Raw genomic sequence first — 16,144 nt, 5'->3', positions numbered from 1 at the left:
CCGGGCCAGGCAAGAACGGTCCGCCGTGCGGCCTGGCCCGGACTTTTTGCGTCACGTAAGTAGAAATTGCCCTACTGCAATCCTTTTACGGAAACACTGACGCTCCGCTGCCATGAACCGCAACGCTTTCCTGAAACAGAGTACTTTAGCCGGTTTCGGCCTGTGGGCCTCGGGTGGGCGTATCTGGGCCGCTGGCCGTACTGGAAAGCCGCTGGTGGTGCCGGTCAGGCCCCTGACGACCGGCCCACAGTTTCACTGGTTCGGCTACTACGATAAACTCCAGTTCGATCCGACGAACCGCTACGTGCTCGGGATGCAGGTCAACTTCGAAGGCCGTTCGCCGACGGCTGATGACGTGATAAAAATCGGCGTGGTTGATCTGCAACGAAAAGACAAGTGGATTGAACTGGGCGAAAGCCGGGCCTGGGGCTGGCAGCAGGGGTGTATGCTGCAATGGATTCCTGGGCACGCCAGCTCAGGCCCAAGGTCGGAGGTTATCTGGAACGACAGAATAGGCAATCAATACGTTAGCCATATCGTTGATGTGGCCACCCGGAAAAAACGGACCCTGCCGAAAGCTATCTACGCGCTGAGTCCAGATGGGAAATGGGGTATTGGCACGGAGTTCAGCCGGATTCAGGACCTGCGGCCGGGGTATGGCTACGCCGGTATTCGCGATCCGTTCTACGATGAGAAAGCACCGAAGGCGATTGGTCTGTACCGCATTGACCTACAGACGGGCGATACCAAACTGCTTATGTCGCTGGCCGAAGCTGCCGAGATGCTGCATAACGGGCAGTCCGTAGCCGACAACTTCCACTGGTTCAATCACCTCTTGGTGAACACGGACGGCACCCGCCTGACGTTTCTGCACCGCTGGCGGGCGAAGCGCGAGGACCGGCAGGTCATGGCCCGGACCAACTTCGTTACGCGGATGTTCACCATGAACCCCGACGGCTCCGACCGTTTCATTATTGATCCGTCGGGCTTTACGTCGCACTTCGTCTGGCGCGACCCGACCCATATCTGCGCGTTTACCAAACCGGAAGGACAGCCGCAGTCGTTCTACATCCTGGAAGATAAAACCGGCAGGATCGACCGTATTCCGACCGACAAGATGCCGGTCAATGGGCACCAGACCTACGTACCCGGCCGCGATAATCAATGGTTGCTGAACGACAACTACGCCGGGGCCAAAGATCGGAACCAGACGCCCTACCTCTATCATCTGCCAACCGACCGACGTATCGACCTCGGCAGCTTTCCGGCGGGTGAAAGCTACGTCGGCGAATGGCGATGCGATCTCCATCCGCGTAACAGCAACGACGGCAACTTCGTCTGCATCGACTCGACCCACGGCGGCAACGGTCGGCAATTGTACTTACTCGACCTCCGGCCCATATGGGAGCAGGAATTGGCTAAGCGCTAAAATTTCGACTTTTAGAGTGCAATTAATTATTGGTAATATTATAGCTTTGTTGGCTTTTCATAGAGGGAACTACTCAGTGTCACCTAACGTATGCATTCATTTACCCGCCTTGATGAGAATGGCTTACAAGGTCTCTGGCAGCGACTGCTACAGGGAGAGGGGGATGTTATGGCATCGCTCATGCAGGCGGTTTTTCGGTCGTTGTTTCACTATGGCACCAAGTTTACCACCGATCATGAATTAGTAAAAGACTGCATCCAGGATGTCTTCGTCGACGTATGGCTACACCGGTCGTCAGTTGATGGGAAAATACCGGCGAAGGCGTATCTGATGGCGTCGCTTCGGCGCAAAATTCACCGCAAATCCGTTAAACAGGGTTATTTTCAATCGTTCAGCGAGGTCGACGAATTATTGTTTCAGGTTGACTTCTCGGTGCAGGACGCCATCATCAGCGACGAAGTCACCCGCCAGACGGCCTATCGCCTGAAGCACATACTTGACCTGCTTCCCAAACGCCAGCAGGAAGTTATCTACCTAAAATTCTTCCATGATCTCGACCGGGAACACATTGCCGACGTAATGGGCGTGGCTCCGCAAACGGTCTCTAATCTGCTGCAACTGGCGTTGCAGAAACTCCGTCAGTATGCATCCGAGCTGCCACTGCTCTACCTGTTGCTGCCATTGCTCTCCTAATACGCACCATCTTACGCAACGAACACATAGATCGGTGACAAAGACTGCCTTTCTCAAATACGCCGTTGTACCTACTTCTACTTACTCTAAAAAAGTCTCAGAATTTAAAAAAGTAAAAATTTTTCCCGGAAAATTGGTATCTGCTTCAGTTCCGTGACTAATCGTCAGTAGAAAGGCATTTAGCAGCCAATGACTGATTATTCAACCTACACGGCCGACGACTTTGTATTCGATGACTCCTTTCGCCGATGGGTGCGCGGATCGGCTACGTTGGCGGAACAGGCGTTCTGGGAATCGTACGGTATCGATCATCCTGAACAAGCGGCCATACTGGCACAGGCCCGCCAGGTAGTGCAGGCGCTACGGGCCAACGAACCCGAATTGTCCGACGCGGAGGTGGTTGCTACTATCCAGCGAACGATCGAGCGCATGGAGGAGGTTCAGCCGGACGTTCCTGTGCGTCCGTTGCCGGTTCGGCGTTGGTATCAGCATCCGGCCGTTCGGGTAGCGGCCGTGCTGGTGGTTATGCTGAGCCTGGGATGGGCGTTGTGGCCCACCACCCGCTCTGTCGATCGGCCTATTACGTATCTGCAACTCACCCGGCAGGATGACCAACAACTGACCGAGCAGCATAACGAGACAAACCAGCCGCAGCAACTGACCTTGCCCGATGGTAGCCGCGTAACGCTTCAGCCGGGCAGTCGGCTGAGCTATCCAGCCCGGTTTGCTACTGACACCCGAACGGTTTACCTCACCGGCGATGCCTTCTTCGACGTAGTCCGGAATCCCCGGCAACCCTTTCTGGTCCACGCCAACGAACTGGTAACGAAGGTGCTGGGCACCAGTTTCCGCATTCGGGCGTATGAGCAGGCCAGCGAAACAACGGTCGAAGTCCGAACTGGCCAGGTGTCGGTGTCGGTGCGGCCGGGAGGGATTACGGGCAAGCCGAAAGAGCAGGCCTGGCAGGGCGTGGTACTGACGCCCAACGAAAAGGTGGTGTTTTCGCGGCCGGATGCCCGCCTGACCAAGATGCTGGTGGAGGAACCGGCTATGCTGATCGACAAACCGGCCGAAGCAGCTTTTGCGTTCACCGATGCGCCCGTGACGGAGGTATTTCAGGCGCTGGAGAAAGCCTACGGTGTGGACATCATCTACGATAGAGAAGCGATGCGGCATTGCCTGCTGACGATCTCGCTTACCGATGAGTCGCTGTACGACAAACTGACCATTGTGTGTAAAGCAATCGAGGCCCGGTACGAAATTCTCGACGCTCAGATCGTCGTGACCGGGCAAGGGTGCCAATAGAAGCGATCAATTAACCCGTTAGCGAATGATAGAGTAAAGAGTACCTGGAAAACTGGAGCCATGCGCCAACATGGCTCCAGCACAAACCCCGAACCGGATTGGCGTCCGGATGCATCCCGGAGTGGATGACGGGGGCGTTTCGTTGAATCCTCAAATCCCACAAAACCGATCAAACGTATGAAAAAACCTCCACTTCTGGAGTTGGTACGTACAGCTATGCGGCTCACGCTGATGCAATTAGTACTGCTTGGCCTGTTTATGGGCGTCGCCCTCGGGCATGACGGCAAAGCACAGGAACTACTTACCCGGCGCATTTCGGTGCGGATGGATAATCAGCCTGTGCGAACGATCCTGAATGACATTGAGCAAAAAGTGAAGGTGCGGTTCGTGTTCAGTTCGACGCTTATTCAGCCGGATCGGAAAGTAACCTTGCGGATGGAAGATCAACCCTTGGCCGACGTGCTCGATCAGTTGCTGAAACCCCTGCGGCTGAATTACGAACTGACGGGTAAGGTTATCATTCTAAACCGGCAGCCGGGTACGTCGCAGAACGAGACGGAGTCCGCTGACACCGAAACCCGCTACGCGGCCGTGCCGACCGATCAGACTGTTTCGGGGCGCGTAACGGACGGCTCGACGGGCAATGGACTGCCCGGAGTCAGCATCGTGGTGAAAGGCACTGGTCGCGGCACCACCACCGATAGCGAGGGCAGCTACCGCCTGAGCGTACCGGATGGCAACGCGACGCTGATTTTTTCGTTTATTGGCTACCTGACGCAGGAGGTTACGGTCGGCAACCGGGGCACCGTAGACGTAACGCTGGCTGTGGACGACAAGACCCTCAGCGAAGTAGTCGTTGTCGGGTATGGTACGCAGAACCGGCGCGAACTGACTGGAGCCATTGCTTCTCTTGAAACCAGAACACTGAAGGACCAGCCGATCACGAACGTAGTGGAAGGTCTGACCGGTCGGATGCCGGGCGTGCTGGTGCAGCAAAATACAGGGGCTCCCGGCAATAGCCCATCCATCAAAGTACGTGGTCTGGGATCGATCAGCGCCGGCAATGGCCCGCTCGTCGTGATTGACGGGCAGCCGGTCAATTCCGGTGGTTTGACGAACGCCGGTGGCCTTAACCAGTTGAACCCGAACGACATTGAGAAGATTGACGTATTGAAGGACGCGTCGGCAACGGCCATCTTCGGATCGCGGGGGGCCAACGGGGTAGTGCTCGTCACGACGAAGCGCGGTAAATCGGGCCAGAGCCGCATCAACGTCGACTACTACACCGGTGTGCAGCAGGTGAGCAAGAAAATGGATTTACTCAACTCGCAGCAGTTTGCCGAATACGCCAAAGAAGCGGCCAACAATGCGTATCTGGAGCGGGTGCCCGGTTCGTCGATTAACGATCCAAATGCCCAGCGGGCCTCCGGGCAGCGCTACCGGTACCCCCGTGGCGAATTTCCCGGCATCAACTTCGACGACCCCGCGAATCTGGCGTATTACGACTACCAGGACCTGATTTTTCAGCAAGCGCCGATCAGCAGCTACCAGGTCTCGGCGGCCGGTGGGACGGATCGGGTTCAGTTTTACGTATCGGGAAACTACCTGAAGCAGGACGGGATCATCAAACAGTCGGGGATTGACCGCTATTCGGTACGGTCGAATCTGGATGCGCAGCTTTCGTCTAAGCTGAAAGTAGGGGTGAGTTTTACGCCCGTTTACACCACAGAAAGGCGGGCCAATTCAGATGGTCACTGGGCCAGCAACGGGGTTATTAACGCGGCCCTGTCGATTATGCCGTTCCTGCCGGTTTATCAGGCCGACGGCATGACGTACAACTCCCAGGCCTCCATCGCCAGTCTCTACGACTATCCGGGGATCACAAACCCCGTGGCTAACATCACCGAAATCAGCAACCGATTCAATACGCTCCGGTTGCTGGGCAACGCCTACGCCGAACTGGCTATCTGGAAAACCCTGCGCTACCGTGGCACAATCGGGGGCGACCTGAACTATGTCCGTCAGAACCAGTTCCAGACGTCGGCGCTGCCCCTGAACCAGTTACTACCCCCAAATCTTAACACCGGGGCGGCCATTTCGTCGCAGAACATCAACTGGGTAACAAACCACACGCTGAACTACACCTGGGATCGGGGCACGGACCACCACCTCGAAGCGCTCGTCGGTCTGGAAGCGCAGCGGAACGACTACCAGGAGAACCGGGTAACCGCGAACAACTTTCCCAACGACAATATCCGTACGGTCAACGCAGGGGTGATTACCGGGGGAGGGTCGTTTCAGGATCAGTGGTCGCTGGCGTCGTATTTCGCGCGGGTCAACTACGCGTTTAAGGATCGCTACCTGTTCAATGCGTCGATCCGGCGCGATGGTTCGTCGCGGTTCGGGCAGAATCGCCGGTACGGTACGTTCCCGTCGGCGTCGGTCGGCTGGCGCGTCACGGAAGAGTCGTTCATGAAAACCATACCCGTCATTTCCGAACTGAAACTGCGGGCCAGCTACGGGTTGTCGGGCAACAATGCGTTCCAGAATTCGGATGGTACAACCAATAACTACCCGGCCATTGGCGTGCTTGGCAAAGAAAACTACGTGTTTGGTAATACGCTGGTTAACGGACTGGCGGCCAGCACGATCAGTAACAGTAATCTGACCTGGGAAAAGAGCCGCCAGACGGACATTGGTCTGGATCTGGGGTTGTTGCAGAACCGGATTTTCCTGACCGTCGACTACTACAACCGCATCACGACGGACCTCTTGCTGTCGGTGCAGGTGCCGACGCTGACGGGCTTCTCTTCGGCTGTTCGGAACATAGGAAAGGTTGAAAACAAAGGGATGGAATTTGCCGTCAGTACCCGCAACCTGACCGGGGCGTTTACCTGGACGACGGACCTGAACCTGTCGTTTAACCGGAACAAAGTGCTGGCGCTGGGACCCACCGGCGATCCCATCCGGAGCGGCACGGGGGTGGGCGAAACCAACATTACGGTCATCGGCGAGCCGCTGGGCAGCTTCTACGGCTACCGGCAGATCGGTGTCTTCCGCGACCAGACCGACCTGGACAGCTACCCGCACTTCGCCGACAGCCGGCCGGGGGATGTCAAGTTTGAGGATGTCAACAAAGACGGGCGCATCAACGCCGACGACCGGACGCTGATCGGTAACAATCAGCCTAACTTCGTGTATGGCATCACCAACAGCTTCTCCTTCAAAGGCTTCGATCTGAACGTGGTGATTCAGGGCGTTCAGGGCGGGCAGATCCTGAACCTGTCGCGCCGGTTTTTCGAGAACCTGGAAGGGAATGCCAACGCGCTGACGACGGTGCTCGACCGGTGGCGGTCGCCCCAGGAGCCCGGCAACGGCGTAACCCCCCGCGCCAACAGCCGCAGCACCGGCAACAACAACCAGGTGTCGACGCGCTGGGTAGAAAGCGCCAGCTACTTCCGGATTCGGAACATCACGCTCGGCTACAACGTACCACGCACGCTGCTGCAACGCATCAAGGTGCAGTCGCTGCGGGTGTACGCCGGGGTGCAGAACGCCCTCACCATCTCCGACTACCTGGGCTACAACCCGGAAGTGAGCGGCTACGAAGGGCCGCTGACGGGGGGCGTCGACTACGGTTCGTATCCGTTGGCGCGGACCATGACGGTGGGTTTAAATCTGGGTTTTTAATCGGTTAATCGCACAGGCAACATGAAAGCAACCTATATTTTCGCCAGTCTGCTCACGCTTACCCTAACGGCTTGTCAGGAGAAGTTTCTGGATCTGGCCCCTGTTTCGCAGGCCAATACGGCCAGTTTTTACCGGACCCAGTCGGATATGCTGATTGCGCTCAACGGTACGTACAGCGCCTTGCAGTTAGCCGGTCAATACGGTCAGTACTACGTCGTAGCCGAGATACCGTCCGACGATACCCGGCCTGTTTTGTCGGGGTCAGTGACTGACCAGGACGAATTTGACAAGTTCTATCTCCGCACGACAAATCCATTCCTGAATACGCGCTGGTCGGATGGGTACCGGGGGATTTACCGGGCCAATGCCGTCATCGATCGGATCGGGGCCGTTTCGATGAACGAGGACCTGAAGAAACGGTACGTAGCGGAAGCCAAATTTCTGCGCGCGCTGATGTATTTTAACCTGGTTCGGGTGTTTGGCGACGTACCGCTGGTCGTCACCGAAATCACGGACCCCTTGCAGGGCTATGAGTACAGCCGGGCGCCGGTGGCCGAGGTGTACACGCAGATTGTGAAAGACCTGACCGACGCGGAAGCCGTATTGCCCGCAAGCTACACCGGCGCGGAGGTGGGCCGGGCCACGCGGGGCGCTGCTAAGTCGCTGTTGGGCAAGGTGTACATGACCCAGCGCAAATACACCGAAGCTGCTGCCAAGCTGAAAGAGGTCATCGACGCCAACACCTACGACCTGCTGCCGAACTACACCGATCTGTTCAAAGCGGCCAACAAAAACAGCAAGGAATCGATCTTCGAGGTGCAGTACAGGAAAGGTAACCTGGGCGAGGGCAGTAACTTCGGGAATACCTACGCGCCGGAAAACTCCGGCAATGCCGTAATTCAGTTTGGCGGGGGCGGCAACAACCAGCCGACGCCCGATCTGATCAACAGCTACGAAGCCGGGGACGTACGGAAGGACGTATCGCTGGCGACCAGCTACGTCAATGCCGCCGGCCGGACGGTCGATTACAACTATATCCGCAAATACCTGGACCCGCCGGTTGTCAACGGCGATTCGGACGACAACTGGTACGTGCTCCGCTACGCCGACATCCTGCTGCTCTACGCCGAAGCGCTGAACGAAACCGGCCGGACCGCCGAGGCATTGCCATTCCTGAACCGGGTTCGGCAACGGGCCAAACTGCCGAACAAAGCTAGTACGTCGCCCGCCGAGATGCGGTTGGCCCTGGAGCAGGAACGGCGGGTCGAACTGGCGTTTGAAGGCCACCGCTGGTTTGATCTGGTCCGGACGGGCCGGGCGCTGCCGGTGCTTCAGGCCAAAGCGCAGACTATCGGCGTGAAAGGTAACCTGACGGAAAACAACCTGGTCTTTCCGGTGCCGCAGAGTCAGATTGACATCAACCGGCAAAAAATCACGCAGAATCCGGGGTATTGATTGGGCTGTCTGGGGCAAGCCGCCACGGCGGACCGTTCTTGCTTGACCACCTAGTATTTGTTCAAATCATTCACATGGGCCAAGCAAGAGCTTGGCCAGGACAAAAACACTGCTTTCCAGAAGGAGGGCAGTGTTTTTTTTATAAAAAATAGGTGTCAATTCATGTGATTTCAGGGCTCCTTGTCTTTTCCATAAATACGTTCGTGAAATACCGCCGATATGCCATTCCTGCAAACACGTTTTCCGCTTATGAAAAGAAGAATTCTATACACTGCGCTCCTGAGCGCCTTTGTTGCCATACATGCCCTGGCGCAGAAGTTTGGAAAGTTGCTGCCCGAACCTCCGGGCATTGTGTCGTACACCTTCCGTGAAGACTTTAAGAAAGACGTGCCCGGCACCCTCGACCGGGTTAAAGCGCTGGGCGTTACCAACATTGAATTCTCCAATCTATTTGGTAAAACGGCCGCCGAACTCCGCGCCGAACTGGATCGGCGGGGGATGCGCTGTACCAGTTTCGGAGTGAGCTACGATGACTTGCTCAACAAACCCGAAACGGTTATCCAGAACGCAAAAACGCTGGGTGCTGAGTTTGTACGGGTGGCCTGGATACCGCATAAAGACGCGTACGATCTGGATGAAGCCAAAAAGACCGTCACGGATTTCAATCGGTTTGGTAAGCAGTTGGGGGATAACGGCTTAACATTCTGCTATCATAACCACGGCTACGAATTTGAGCGCTACGGCGATGGTACGTTGTTCGACTACATCGTCGAGAACACCGACCCGAAGCAGGTCATGTTCGAGATCGATATTCTGTGGACATTTTTTCCGGGGCAATCACCGGCCGAACTGCTCAAGAAATATCCCAAACGCTTCGCCCTGATGCACCTCAAGGACCTGAAGAAAGGCGTTCAGGGCAATATGTCGGGAGGGACCCCGCCCGAGAACGACGTGACGCTGGGAACAGGTCAGCTCAATCTGCCGGAAATCCTGAAAGCGGCCCGTAAGACCAGTATCAAGCACTACTACATCGAAGACGAAAGCCCGACCTCCTGGGAGCAGGTGCCGAAGAGTCTGGCGTATCTGAAGAGCTTGTAACCCGGAGTCGATGCAACGAATTGGTTTACGTTTCTGTCGGATGGTCGGTTGTCTGCTGATCCTTATCGGCGGACCAAGTGTTCAGGCGTTGGCCCAGCCGTACAACACCGCCAGGCCCTGGACGTACTGGTGGTGGATGGGCAGCGCCGTCAACGAAAAAGACATCACGCACCAACTGGAGCAGTTTGCGAAGGCGGGTTTGGGGGGCGTCCACATCATTCCGATCTACGGCGCAAAAGGCTACGAACAGCAGTTCATCCCATTTCTGAGTGATCGCTGGCTGGCGGTGTTTAGCCACACGGTTAGGGAAGGGAAACGGCTCGGCCTTGGCGTCGACCTGACAACCGGTACCGGCTGGCCATTCGGCGGACCGAACGTAACGCCGGAGATAGCCGCCAAGCAATGGAAGGTGGAGAATGGCAAGCTGACCACGACCTTAACGAAACAGCAGGTGAAGCGGGCCGCGCCGGGGGGAGCGGGGCTGGTTGTCGACTATTTCAGCAGTGAGGCTATGCAGCGCTACTTGCAGCGGTTCGACTCGACGGTAAACCAGTTGCCCGACAAACCACGGGCTGTTTACAACGACTCGTACGAAGCCTACGGAGCTAACTGGACAACCAACTTTTTGGCGGAGTTTCAGAAACGGCGGGGGTATGACCTCAATAGCCAGCTACCGGCGTTGCTGGATACAACCGGCTCCGAGATCAGCGTGCGCGTACATCAGGACTACCACCAGACGTTGTCTGAACTGCTGCACGACGGTTTTACGGCTACCTGGACGAACTGGTCGCGGCAACGTGGCTACCAAAGCCGCAACCAGGCCCACGGTTCGCCGGGAAATCTGATCGACCTCTACGCCCTGGCCGATATTCCCGAAACGGAGTCCTTCGGCAGTAGCCGGTTCCCCATTCCGGGCCTGCGCGTCGATGAAAACTACGAAGTTGACCGCTTCGGAACGCCCAATCCGCTGGCTATGAAGTTCGCGTCGTCGGCCGCGCATCTGACGGGCAAGAAGCTTGTCAGTTCGGAAACCGGTACGTGGCTGGCCGATCATTTTAAGGTGTCGCTGGCGCAGATCAAACCCCAGATTGATGAACTGTTCACGTCGGGCATCAACCACGTGTTCTACCACGGGACAACGTACTCACCGCAGGTGGCATCGTGGCCGGGCTGGTTATTCTATGCCTCGACTAATTACGGGCCGTCGTCGCATAGCTGGCCGCACCTGCCGCTGCTGAATCAGTACGTAGAGCGTTGCCAGTCGCGGTTACAAAACTCCCAGCCCGACAACGATATGCTGGTTTATTTCCCGATGCACGACTTATGGGCCAAGCCGGCGAAATCGTCGGGAGGAACGCATCAGTTGGAGGTTCACCACGTTGACCGGTGGCTGCTGCAACTGCCGTTCGGACGTTTGTGTGAGCAACTTCAAAAACAAGGCTTCGCGGTAGATTTTATATCAGATGCCCTGCTTAAACGCCTGACGGTCGGTCGCAACGGCGTATTGCAATCCGGTAAAGCCACATACCGTGTCATTGTCGTTCCGGCCAGTACGTTCATGCCTGAAACGACGCTTCAGATCTTGTCGACATTGGCTAAACAGGGGGCACGTATCATTTTCGAAAAGGCTATGCCGCAGCAGGTGCCTGGCTATCAGAACTGGCAAGGACGGACAAACGAACTCAGACAACTCGGCCGATCACTGGAGAAAATGAAAAATGTTGCTGTCGGTAAGGACGTAGCTACAGCCCTGGCGCAGTCCGGAGCCCGGCGCGAAAGCTGGGCCGAACGTGGTCTGTCGTTTATCCGCAAAAAGCACGGCGACACCACGCAGTATTTCGTCGCCAACCTCAGTAATCAATTCACCGAAGACTGGATTGCTTTATCGACGGCGGGGCAATCCGTTACGAGCTATAATCCGTTAACCGGCGAAACCACACCACTGGCGACCCGCAGCGGAAAGGCTGGTCAACTGGACGTTTGGCTGCGGCTTCTGCCGGGGCAGTCGTGCTTTCTGAACGTAGTACCTCAGCAGGTGGAACAGGCTGGTCGGCTGATCCAACCGCCGAGCCGTCGTCCACTCCCCGAAGCTGGTGCCGTTACGTTGTCCAGTCCGTGGCAGATTCAGTTCGGCAGGGGTCGCCCGAACGTAACAACGACGGCTACGATGCCTGCGCTTACCTCCTGGACGACCCTCGGCGATTCGGCGGCTTACTTTTCGGGTACAGCCCGCTACACCACTACGTTTGATCTGCCCGCGAACGTAGACCTGACCCGGTCATTTACGCTCGACCTTGGCGATGTCCGCGAGGTCGCTGAGGTTCGGCTCAACGGCCAGCCGCTGGGAACGGCCTGGTGCCTGCCGTATCTGGTAACCATTCCGGCCAGCCAGCTAAAAAAGCAGGGAAACCGGCTTGAGGTAGATGTAACTAACCTGTCGGCCAACTACATGCGGCTGTACGACCGCCAGCATCCCGAATGGAAGCGATTCTACGACATCAATATCGTGGACATTCGTTATCGCCCGTTCGACGCGTCGCGGTGGGAACCGGTGCCGTCGGGATTGCTGGGGCCGGTGCGTATGAAGTGGTGACAACATGACGCCCAAGTGCTGAATTTATTACGTCTGCTCCTCCAGGGCTTCGGTTAGGCGATCCCTGCTATTTTTTTGGGGCAGTGTCTTTGCCAGCAGTACGTATCCGAGTACGCCCGACAGGAGCGAGGCAATCAGAATAGCCAGTTTAGCTATACCCTGTGAGGCAGGTTGTTCGGCAAAGGCCAGCAGCGTAACGAAGATGGACATGGTAAAGCCGATACCCGCCAGACAGGCAACGCCGATTAACTGCAACCACCTGACACCGGCGGGCAGACTGGCAAAGCCCAGCCGAACGGCAAGCCAGGCCAGCAGGCTGATGCCCAGTGGTTTTCCAATGAAAAGGCCGATCATGATACCCAGCGGCAATGGCGAAAGCAGTTGGTTAATCAGTCCCACGTCGATGAGCAGACTGGTATTGCAGAAAGCGAACAACGGAATAATAACAAACGATACAGGTCCATGAAGCTGGGCTTCGAGCCGCTGGGCCGGTGAGCTAATGTGCTCGTTGATGTCCTCTAACTCTTCGGTAATATCGCGCGGCTGAACATCGTTAACCTGAATCGCTTCCCTGATAACGGTCATTCGGTGGTGAAGAAACCGCATCAACTCCTGTTGTGTGTACCGAATCCGGAACGGAATGGTGATTGCCAGCAACACCCCGGCGATGGTCGCGTGGACGCCGGATTTAAGCGTGACGTACCACAGGACAAGGCCAAAGAGCAGATAGATGGTCAGAATTCGGACTCCCAGGTGATTCAGGATCAGCAGCAATACCCATATGCCACCTGCCCAGGCGAGGTAGTCCAGGTGGATGTCGTGGGTATAGAACAGGGCAATGACCATAACCGCGCCAAGGTCGTCGGCGATGGCCAGGGCGGTCAGGAAGATTTTCAGCGAGAGCGGTACCCTGTCGCCAAGCAGGTACAGGATCGCCAGGGCAAATGCAATATCGGTAGCCATGGGAATGCCCCATCCTGAATGCGTGGGTGTCTGCCAGTTGGTCAGGAGGAAAAGGAGGGCCGGTACCACCATACCGCCGACGGCACTGACCAGGGGCAGGGCCGCCTGCTGGATGGATGATAGTTCACCTTCCAGCACCTCCCGCTTGATTTCCAGGCCAACCACCAGAAAAAACAAGGCCATCAGGCCATCGTTGATCCAGTGGGCTACGGTCTTCTCCAGCCGGAAGTCATTCACCGACAGGCTAAGTGTACTGTCCCAGATGGCCGGAAAATAGCGGCCAATGCCAACATCGATGTTTGCAAGTAGCAACGCCGTTACGCTACTACCGAGTAGAATCAGTCCGCTGGCCGACTCTGTTCTGAAGAACTCGGCAAAAGGCCTGATTAACGGGTTGTTCGAGGTACTTAATAAATTAGTCATGATTGAAGGTCTTGGTAGCTACATACATTTACAAGGGGTAGTCAGGGAACTAACAGCAAAGCGTTTTTTGAAGTTGGGCAGATCGGCTGTTCGGAACTGAATCTAAGTTTTTTCTAATACCAACATCTCGTTTATGCAGCTTTTGACTCACTATTTGCTGAAGACAACGTTCCCGGTCTGGATTCTCTGCGTACTGCTCATAACCCACCCGATGTATGCCCAGAAACGGCCGGTCGCTTACGTCAATCCGCTCATTGGATCGGCACCGAGTCAGACGCCAACCGCCAGGAAACACAGCGAAGCGGGGAGCGAATTGAAAGGTCAGATTGTGCCGGCTATTGGGCAGCCACATGCGATGACGACCTGGACTCCGCAAACGCAGGCGACTGAAACCAAGTGCATTGCGCCGTACTACTACAACGACACCAAAATCAATGGCTTTCGCGGTACACACTGGCTGAACGGCAGTTGTGTGCAGGACTACGGTTCGCTGACCATCATGCCCATTGCCGGAACGCTGGCACTACGGCCCGCTGAGCGAGGCTCCCGCTTTAACCACGCAACCGAGACCGTTACGCCCGCTTACTACGACGTTCGCCTGACCGATTCAGACATTCGGGCCGAAATATCGGCGCACACGCGGGCGGGGCTGTTGCAGTTCACGTTCGGTAAGGGTGGCGAAAGTGCCATTCTGATCGAACCGAACAGCGATGAAGGCGAAGGGTACGTCGAAATTCACCCCGAGCGGAACGAGATCGTCGGCTACAACCCTGTTCACCGCATTTACCAGGGAGCGGGGCAGTCGGCCGGGTTCAGCGGCTATTTCGTTGTGCAGTTCGACCGGCCACTGGTAAAGGTGGGTACGTGGACTAATTACGAAGCCAGAGAGGGGCAACGACAGGCGAAGGGTGGGGGGCGTCGAGAAGCCGTTGGGGCCTACGTTGGCTGGAACCTCAGACCCGGCGAGGTGGTTCGGGTTCGGGTCGGTACGTCGTTCGTTGACGAAGCCGGTGCCCGGAAAAACCTGGAGTCAGAAATCAATCACTGGGATCTGGCCCGGGTTCGCCAACAGACCGAAGCGGCCTGGAATGCCGAGTTGAGCCGTATGCAGGCCAGGGGCAGCGATACCGATAAAACGCTGTTCTACACGGCGCTCTACCACGCAAATCTGACCCCTCGTATCTTCTCCGACGTGGATGGCCGTTACCCGGGTTTTGCTGAAGATACGACCATCCGGCGGGCCGAAGGATTCACGTATTACTGCGATTTCAGCCTATGGGATACGTTTCGGGCGTGCCAGCCGCTCCAGAACCTGCTGAATCCGCAGCGGTCAGGCGAGATGATGCAGTCGCTGGTCAAAAAAGCCGAACAGGGGGGCTGGATGCCGATTTTCCCTTGCTGGAACAGCTACACGGCGGCCATGATCGGCGATCATGCGCAGTCGGCCGTAGCGGATGCGTACGTAAAAGGCATCCGCAACTTTGATGTGAAAACGGCGTATCGGTACCTGCGCCAGAATGCCTTTGATGTCAACAAAGACCCGAAAAGCTACGAGTCGGGCAAAGGTCGCCGGGCGCTGGCGTCGTATCTGCAATACAACTACATCCCGCTGGAGGATTCGGTCTGGCAGGCGTTTCATAAGCGTGAACAGGTGTCGCGTACACTCGAATACGCATACGACGATTTCTGCCTGAGCCAGTTAGCGAAAGCGTTGGGCCATGCAGACGACCAGCAAGCGCTGACCAAGCGGGCGATGAATTACCGGAACGTACTGGACCCCAAAACCGGCTACGTACGCGGTCGCTACGCCAACGGGAACTGGGTCGACCGATTCAATCCGTTTGCGCTGCGCGCTTCCTTCATCACGGAGGGTTCACCGGCGCAGTACACCTATTTTGTGCCGCAGGATGTTGCCGGACTGATTGAGGGCATCGGTGGTCGCCAACGATTTGTGGCCAAACTCGATACGTTGTTCGAAGGGGGATACTACTGGCACGGCAACGAACCGAACAACCAGATCGTTTACCTCTACGCCTACGCCGGAGCGCCCTGGCAAACCCAGGCACGTGTTCGGCAGATTGTTCGGGAGGAATACAGCACCGGGCCGGGAGGTCTGAGCGGGAATGAAGACGGCGGACAGATGTCGGCCTGGCTGGCGTTCAGCATGGCCGGGATATATCCAGTTTGCCCCGGCACACCCTACTACGTGCTGGGCAGCCCATCGCTCGACGCCGTGACGATCAACCCACCCAGCGGCAAGCCGTTCCGGATTCTGGCCAGGAATAACTCGGAGCAAAACGTGTACATTCAGTCGGCTACGCTGAATGGCAAGCCGTTCACACGCACGTACCTGAGCCATGACGAAATCCTGAACGGTGGCGAACTGGTGCTACAAATGGGACCGCAGCCGAATAAAAACTGGGGTAGTCGGCCGGCAGATGCACCCCCGTCGTTGAGCCAGGCGGGCACACGACCTTAGCGAATTCTGCGCTATG

At 56.7% G+C, this 16,144-nt stretch carries 9 protein-coding genes; 8 read left to right on the top strand and 1 reads right to left on the bottom strand.

The features are described from left to right. The first annotated feature begins 112 nt into the window (after nucleotides 1-112). The 7 genes from BN8_RS16120 to BN8_RS16090 all read left to right on the top strand — a co-directional run bounded on the left by BN8_RS16120 (nucleotide 113) and on the right by BN8_RS16090 (nucleotide 12,263). On the top strand, nucleotides 113-1,429 hold the full coding sequence (locus BN8_RS16120; RefSeq protein WP_009282977.1) for a hypothetical protein: 1,317 nt from the start codon (nucleotides 113-115) through the stop codon (nucleotides 1,427-1,429). Nucleotides 1,430-1,519: 90 nt separating this feature from the next. Then, nucleotides 1,520-2,122 carry an RNA polymerase sigma factor gene (locus tag BN8_RS16115; protein ID WP_009282976.1) on the top strand — a complete coding sequence of 201 codons (603 nt, stop codon included), beginning with the start codon at nucleotides 1,520-1,522 and terminating at the stop codon, nucleotides 2,120-2,122. Nucleotides 2,123-2,311: 189 nt separating this feature from the next. After that, complete coding sequence (locus BN8_RS16110; RefSeq protein WP_009282975.1) at nucleotides 2,312-3,427, top strand: FecR family protein; 1,116 nt, start codon at nucleotides 2,312-2,314, stop codon at nucleotides 3,425-3,427. Between the two features lie 177 nt (nucleotides 3,428-3,604). Further along, complete coding sequence (locus BN8_RS16105; RefSeq protein ID WP_009282974.1) at nucleotides 3,605-7,117, top strand: TonB-dependent receptor; 3,513 nt, start codon at nucleotides 3,605-3,607, stop codon at nucleotides 7,115-7,117. A gap of 21 nt (nucleotides 7,118-7,138) precedes the next feature. Next, a complete protein-coding gene (locus tag BN8_RS16100; RefSeq protein ID WP_009282973.1) occupies nucleotides 7,139-8,572 on the top strand; it encodes a RagB/SusD family nutrient uptake outer membrane protein in 1,434 nt (477 codons plus the stop codon). A gap of 249 nt (nucleotides 8,573-8,821) precedes the next feature. Beyond that, nucleotides 8,822-9,670, top strand: a complete 849-nt coding sequence (locus BN8_RS16095) for a sugar phosphate isomerase/epimerase family protein (protein ID WP_040005874.1) — start codon at nucleotides 8,822-8,824, stop codon at nucleotides 9,668-9,670. 10 nt (nucleotides 9,671-9,680) lie between these two features. After that, the gene (locus tag BN8_RS16090) at nucleotides 9,681-12,263 is read left to right on the top strand and encodes a glycosyl hydrolase (protein WP_009282971.1); all 2,583 of its coding nucleotides are present in this window, start codon (nucleotides 9,681-9,683) and stop codon (nucleotides 12,261-12,263) included. Between the two features lie 27 nt (nucleotides 12,264-12,290). Here the strand turns inward: BN8_RS16090 and nhaA are convergent, their stop codons facing one another. Next, nucleotides 12,291-13,649 (bottom strand): Na+/H+ antiporter NhaA, encoded by a 1,359-nt coding sequence (nhaA, locus tag BN8_RS16085; RefSeq protein WP_009282970.1) that lies wholly within the window; start codon nucleotides 13,647-13,649, stop codon nucleotides 12,291-12,293. A 133-nt stretch (nucleotides 13,650-13,782) separates the two neighbouring features. Between nhaA and BN8_RS16080 the strand changes: the two genes are divergently transcribed. After that, the gene (locus tag BN8_RS16080) at nucleotides 13,783-16,128 is read left to right on the top strand and encodes a GH92 family glycosyl hydrolase (RefSeq protein WP_009282969.1); all 2,346 of its coding nucleotides are present in this window, start codon (nucleotides 13,783-13,785) and stop codon (nucleotides 16,126-16,128) included. Nucleotides 16,129-16,144 lie beyond the last annotated feature (16 nt).

Origin of the sequence: Fibrisoma limi BUZ 3 (assembly GCF_000296815.2) — a bacterium.
GTDB lineage: Bacteria > Bacteroidota > Bacteroidia > Cytophagales > Spirosomataceae > Fibrisoma > Fibrisoma limi.
The sequence above is the reverse complement of the archived record's forward strand: the minus strand, read 5'-3'. Positions and strand labels throughout refer to the sequence as shown.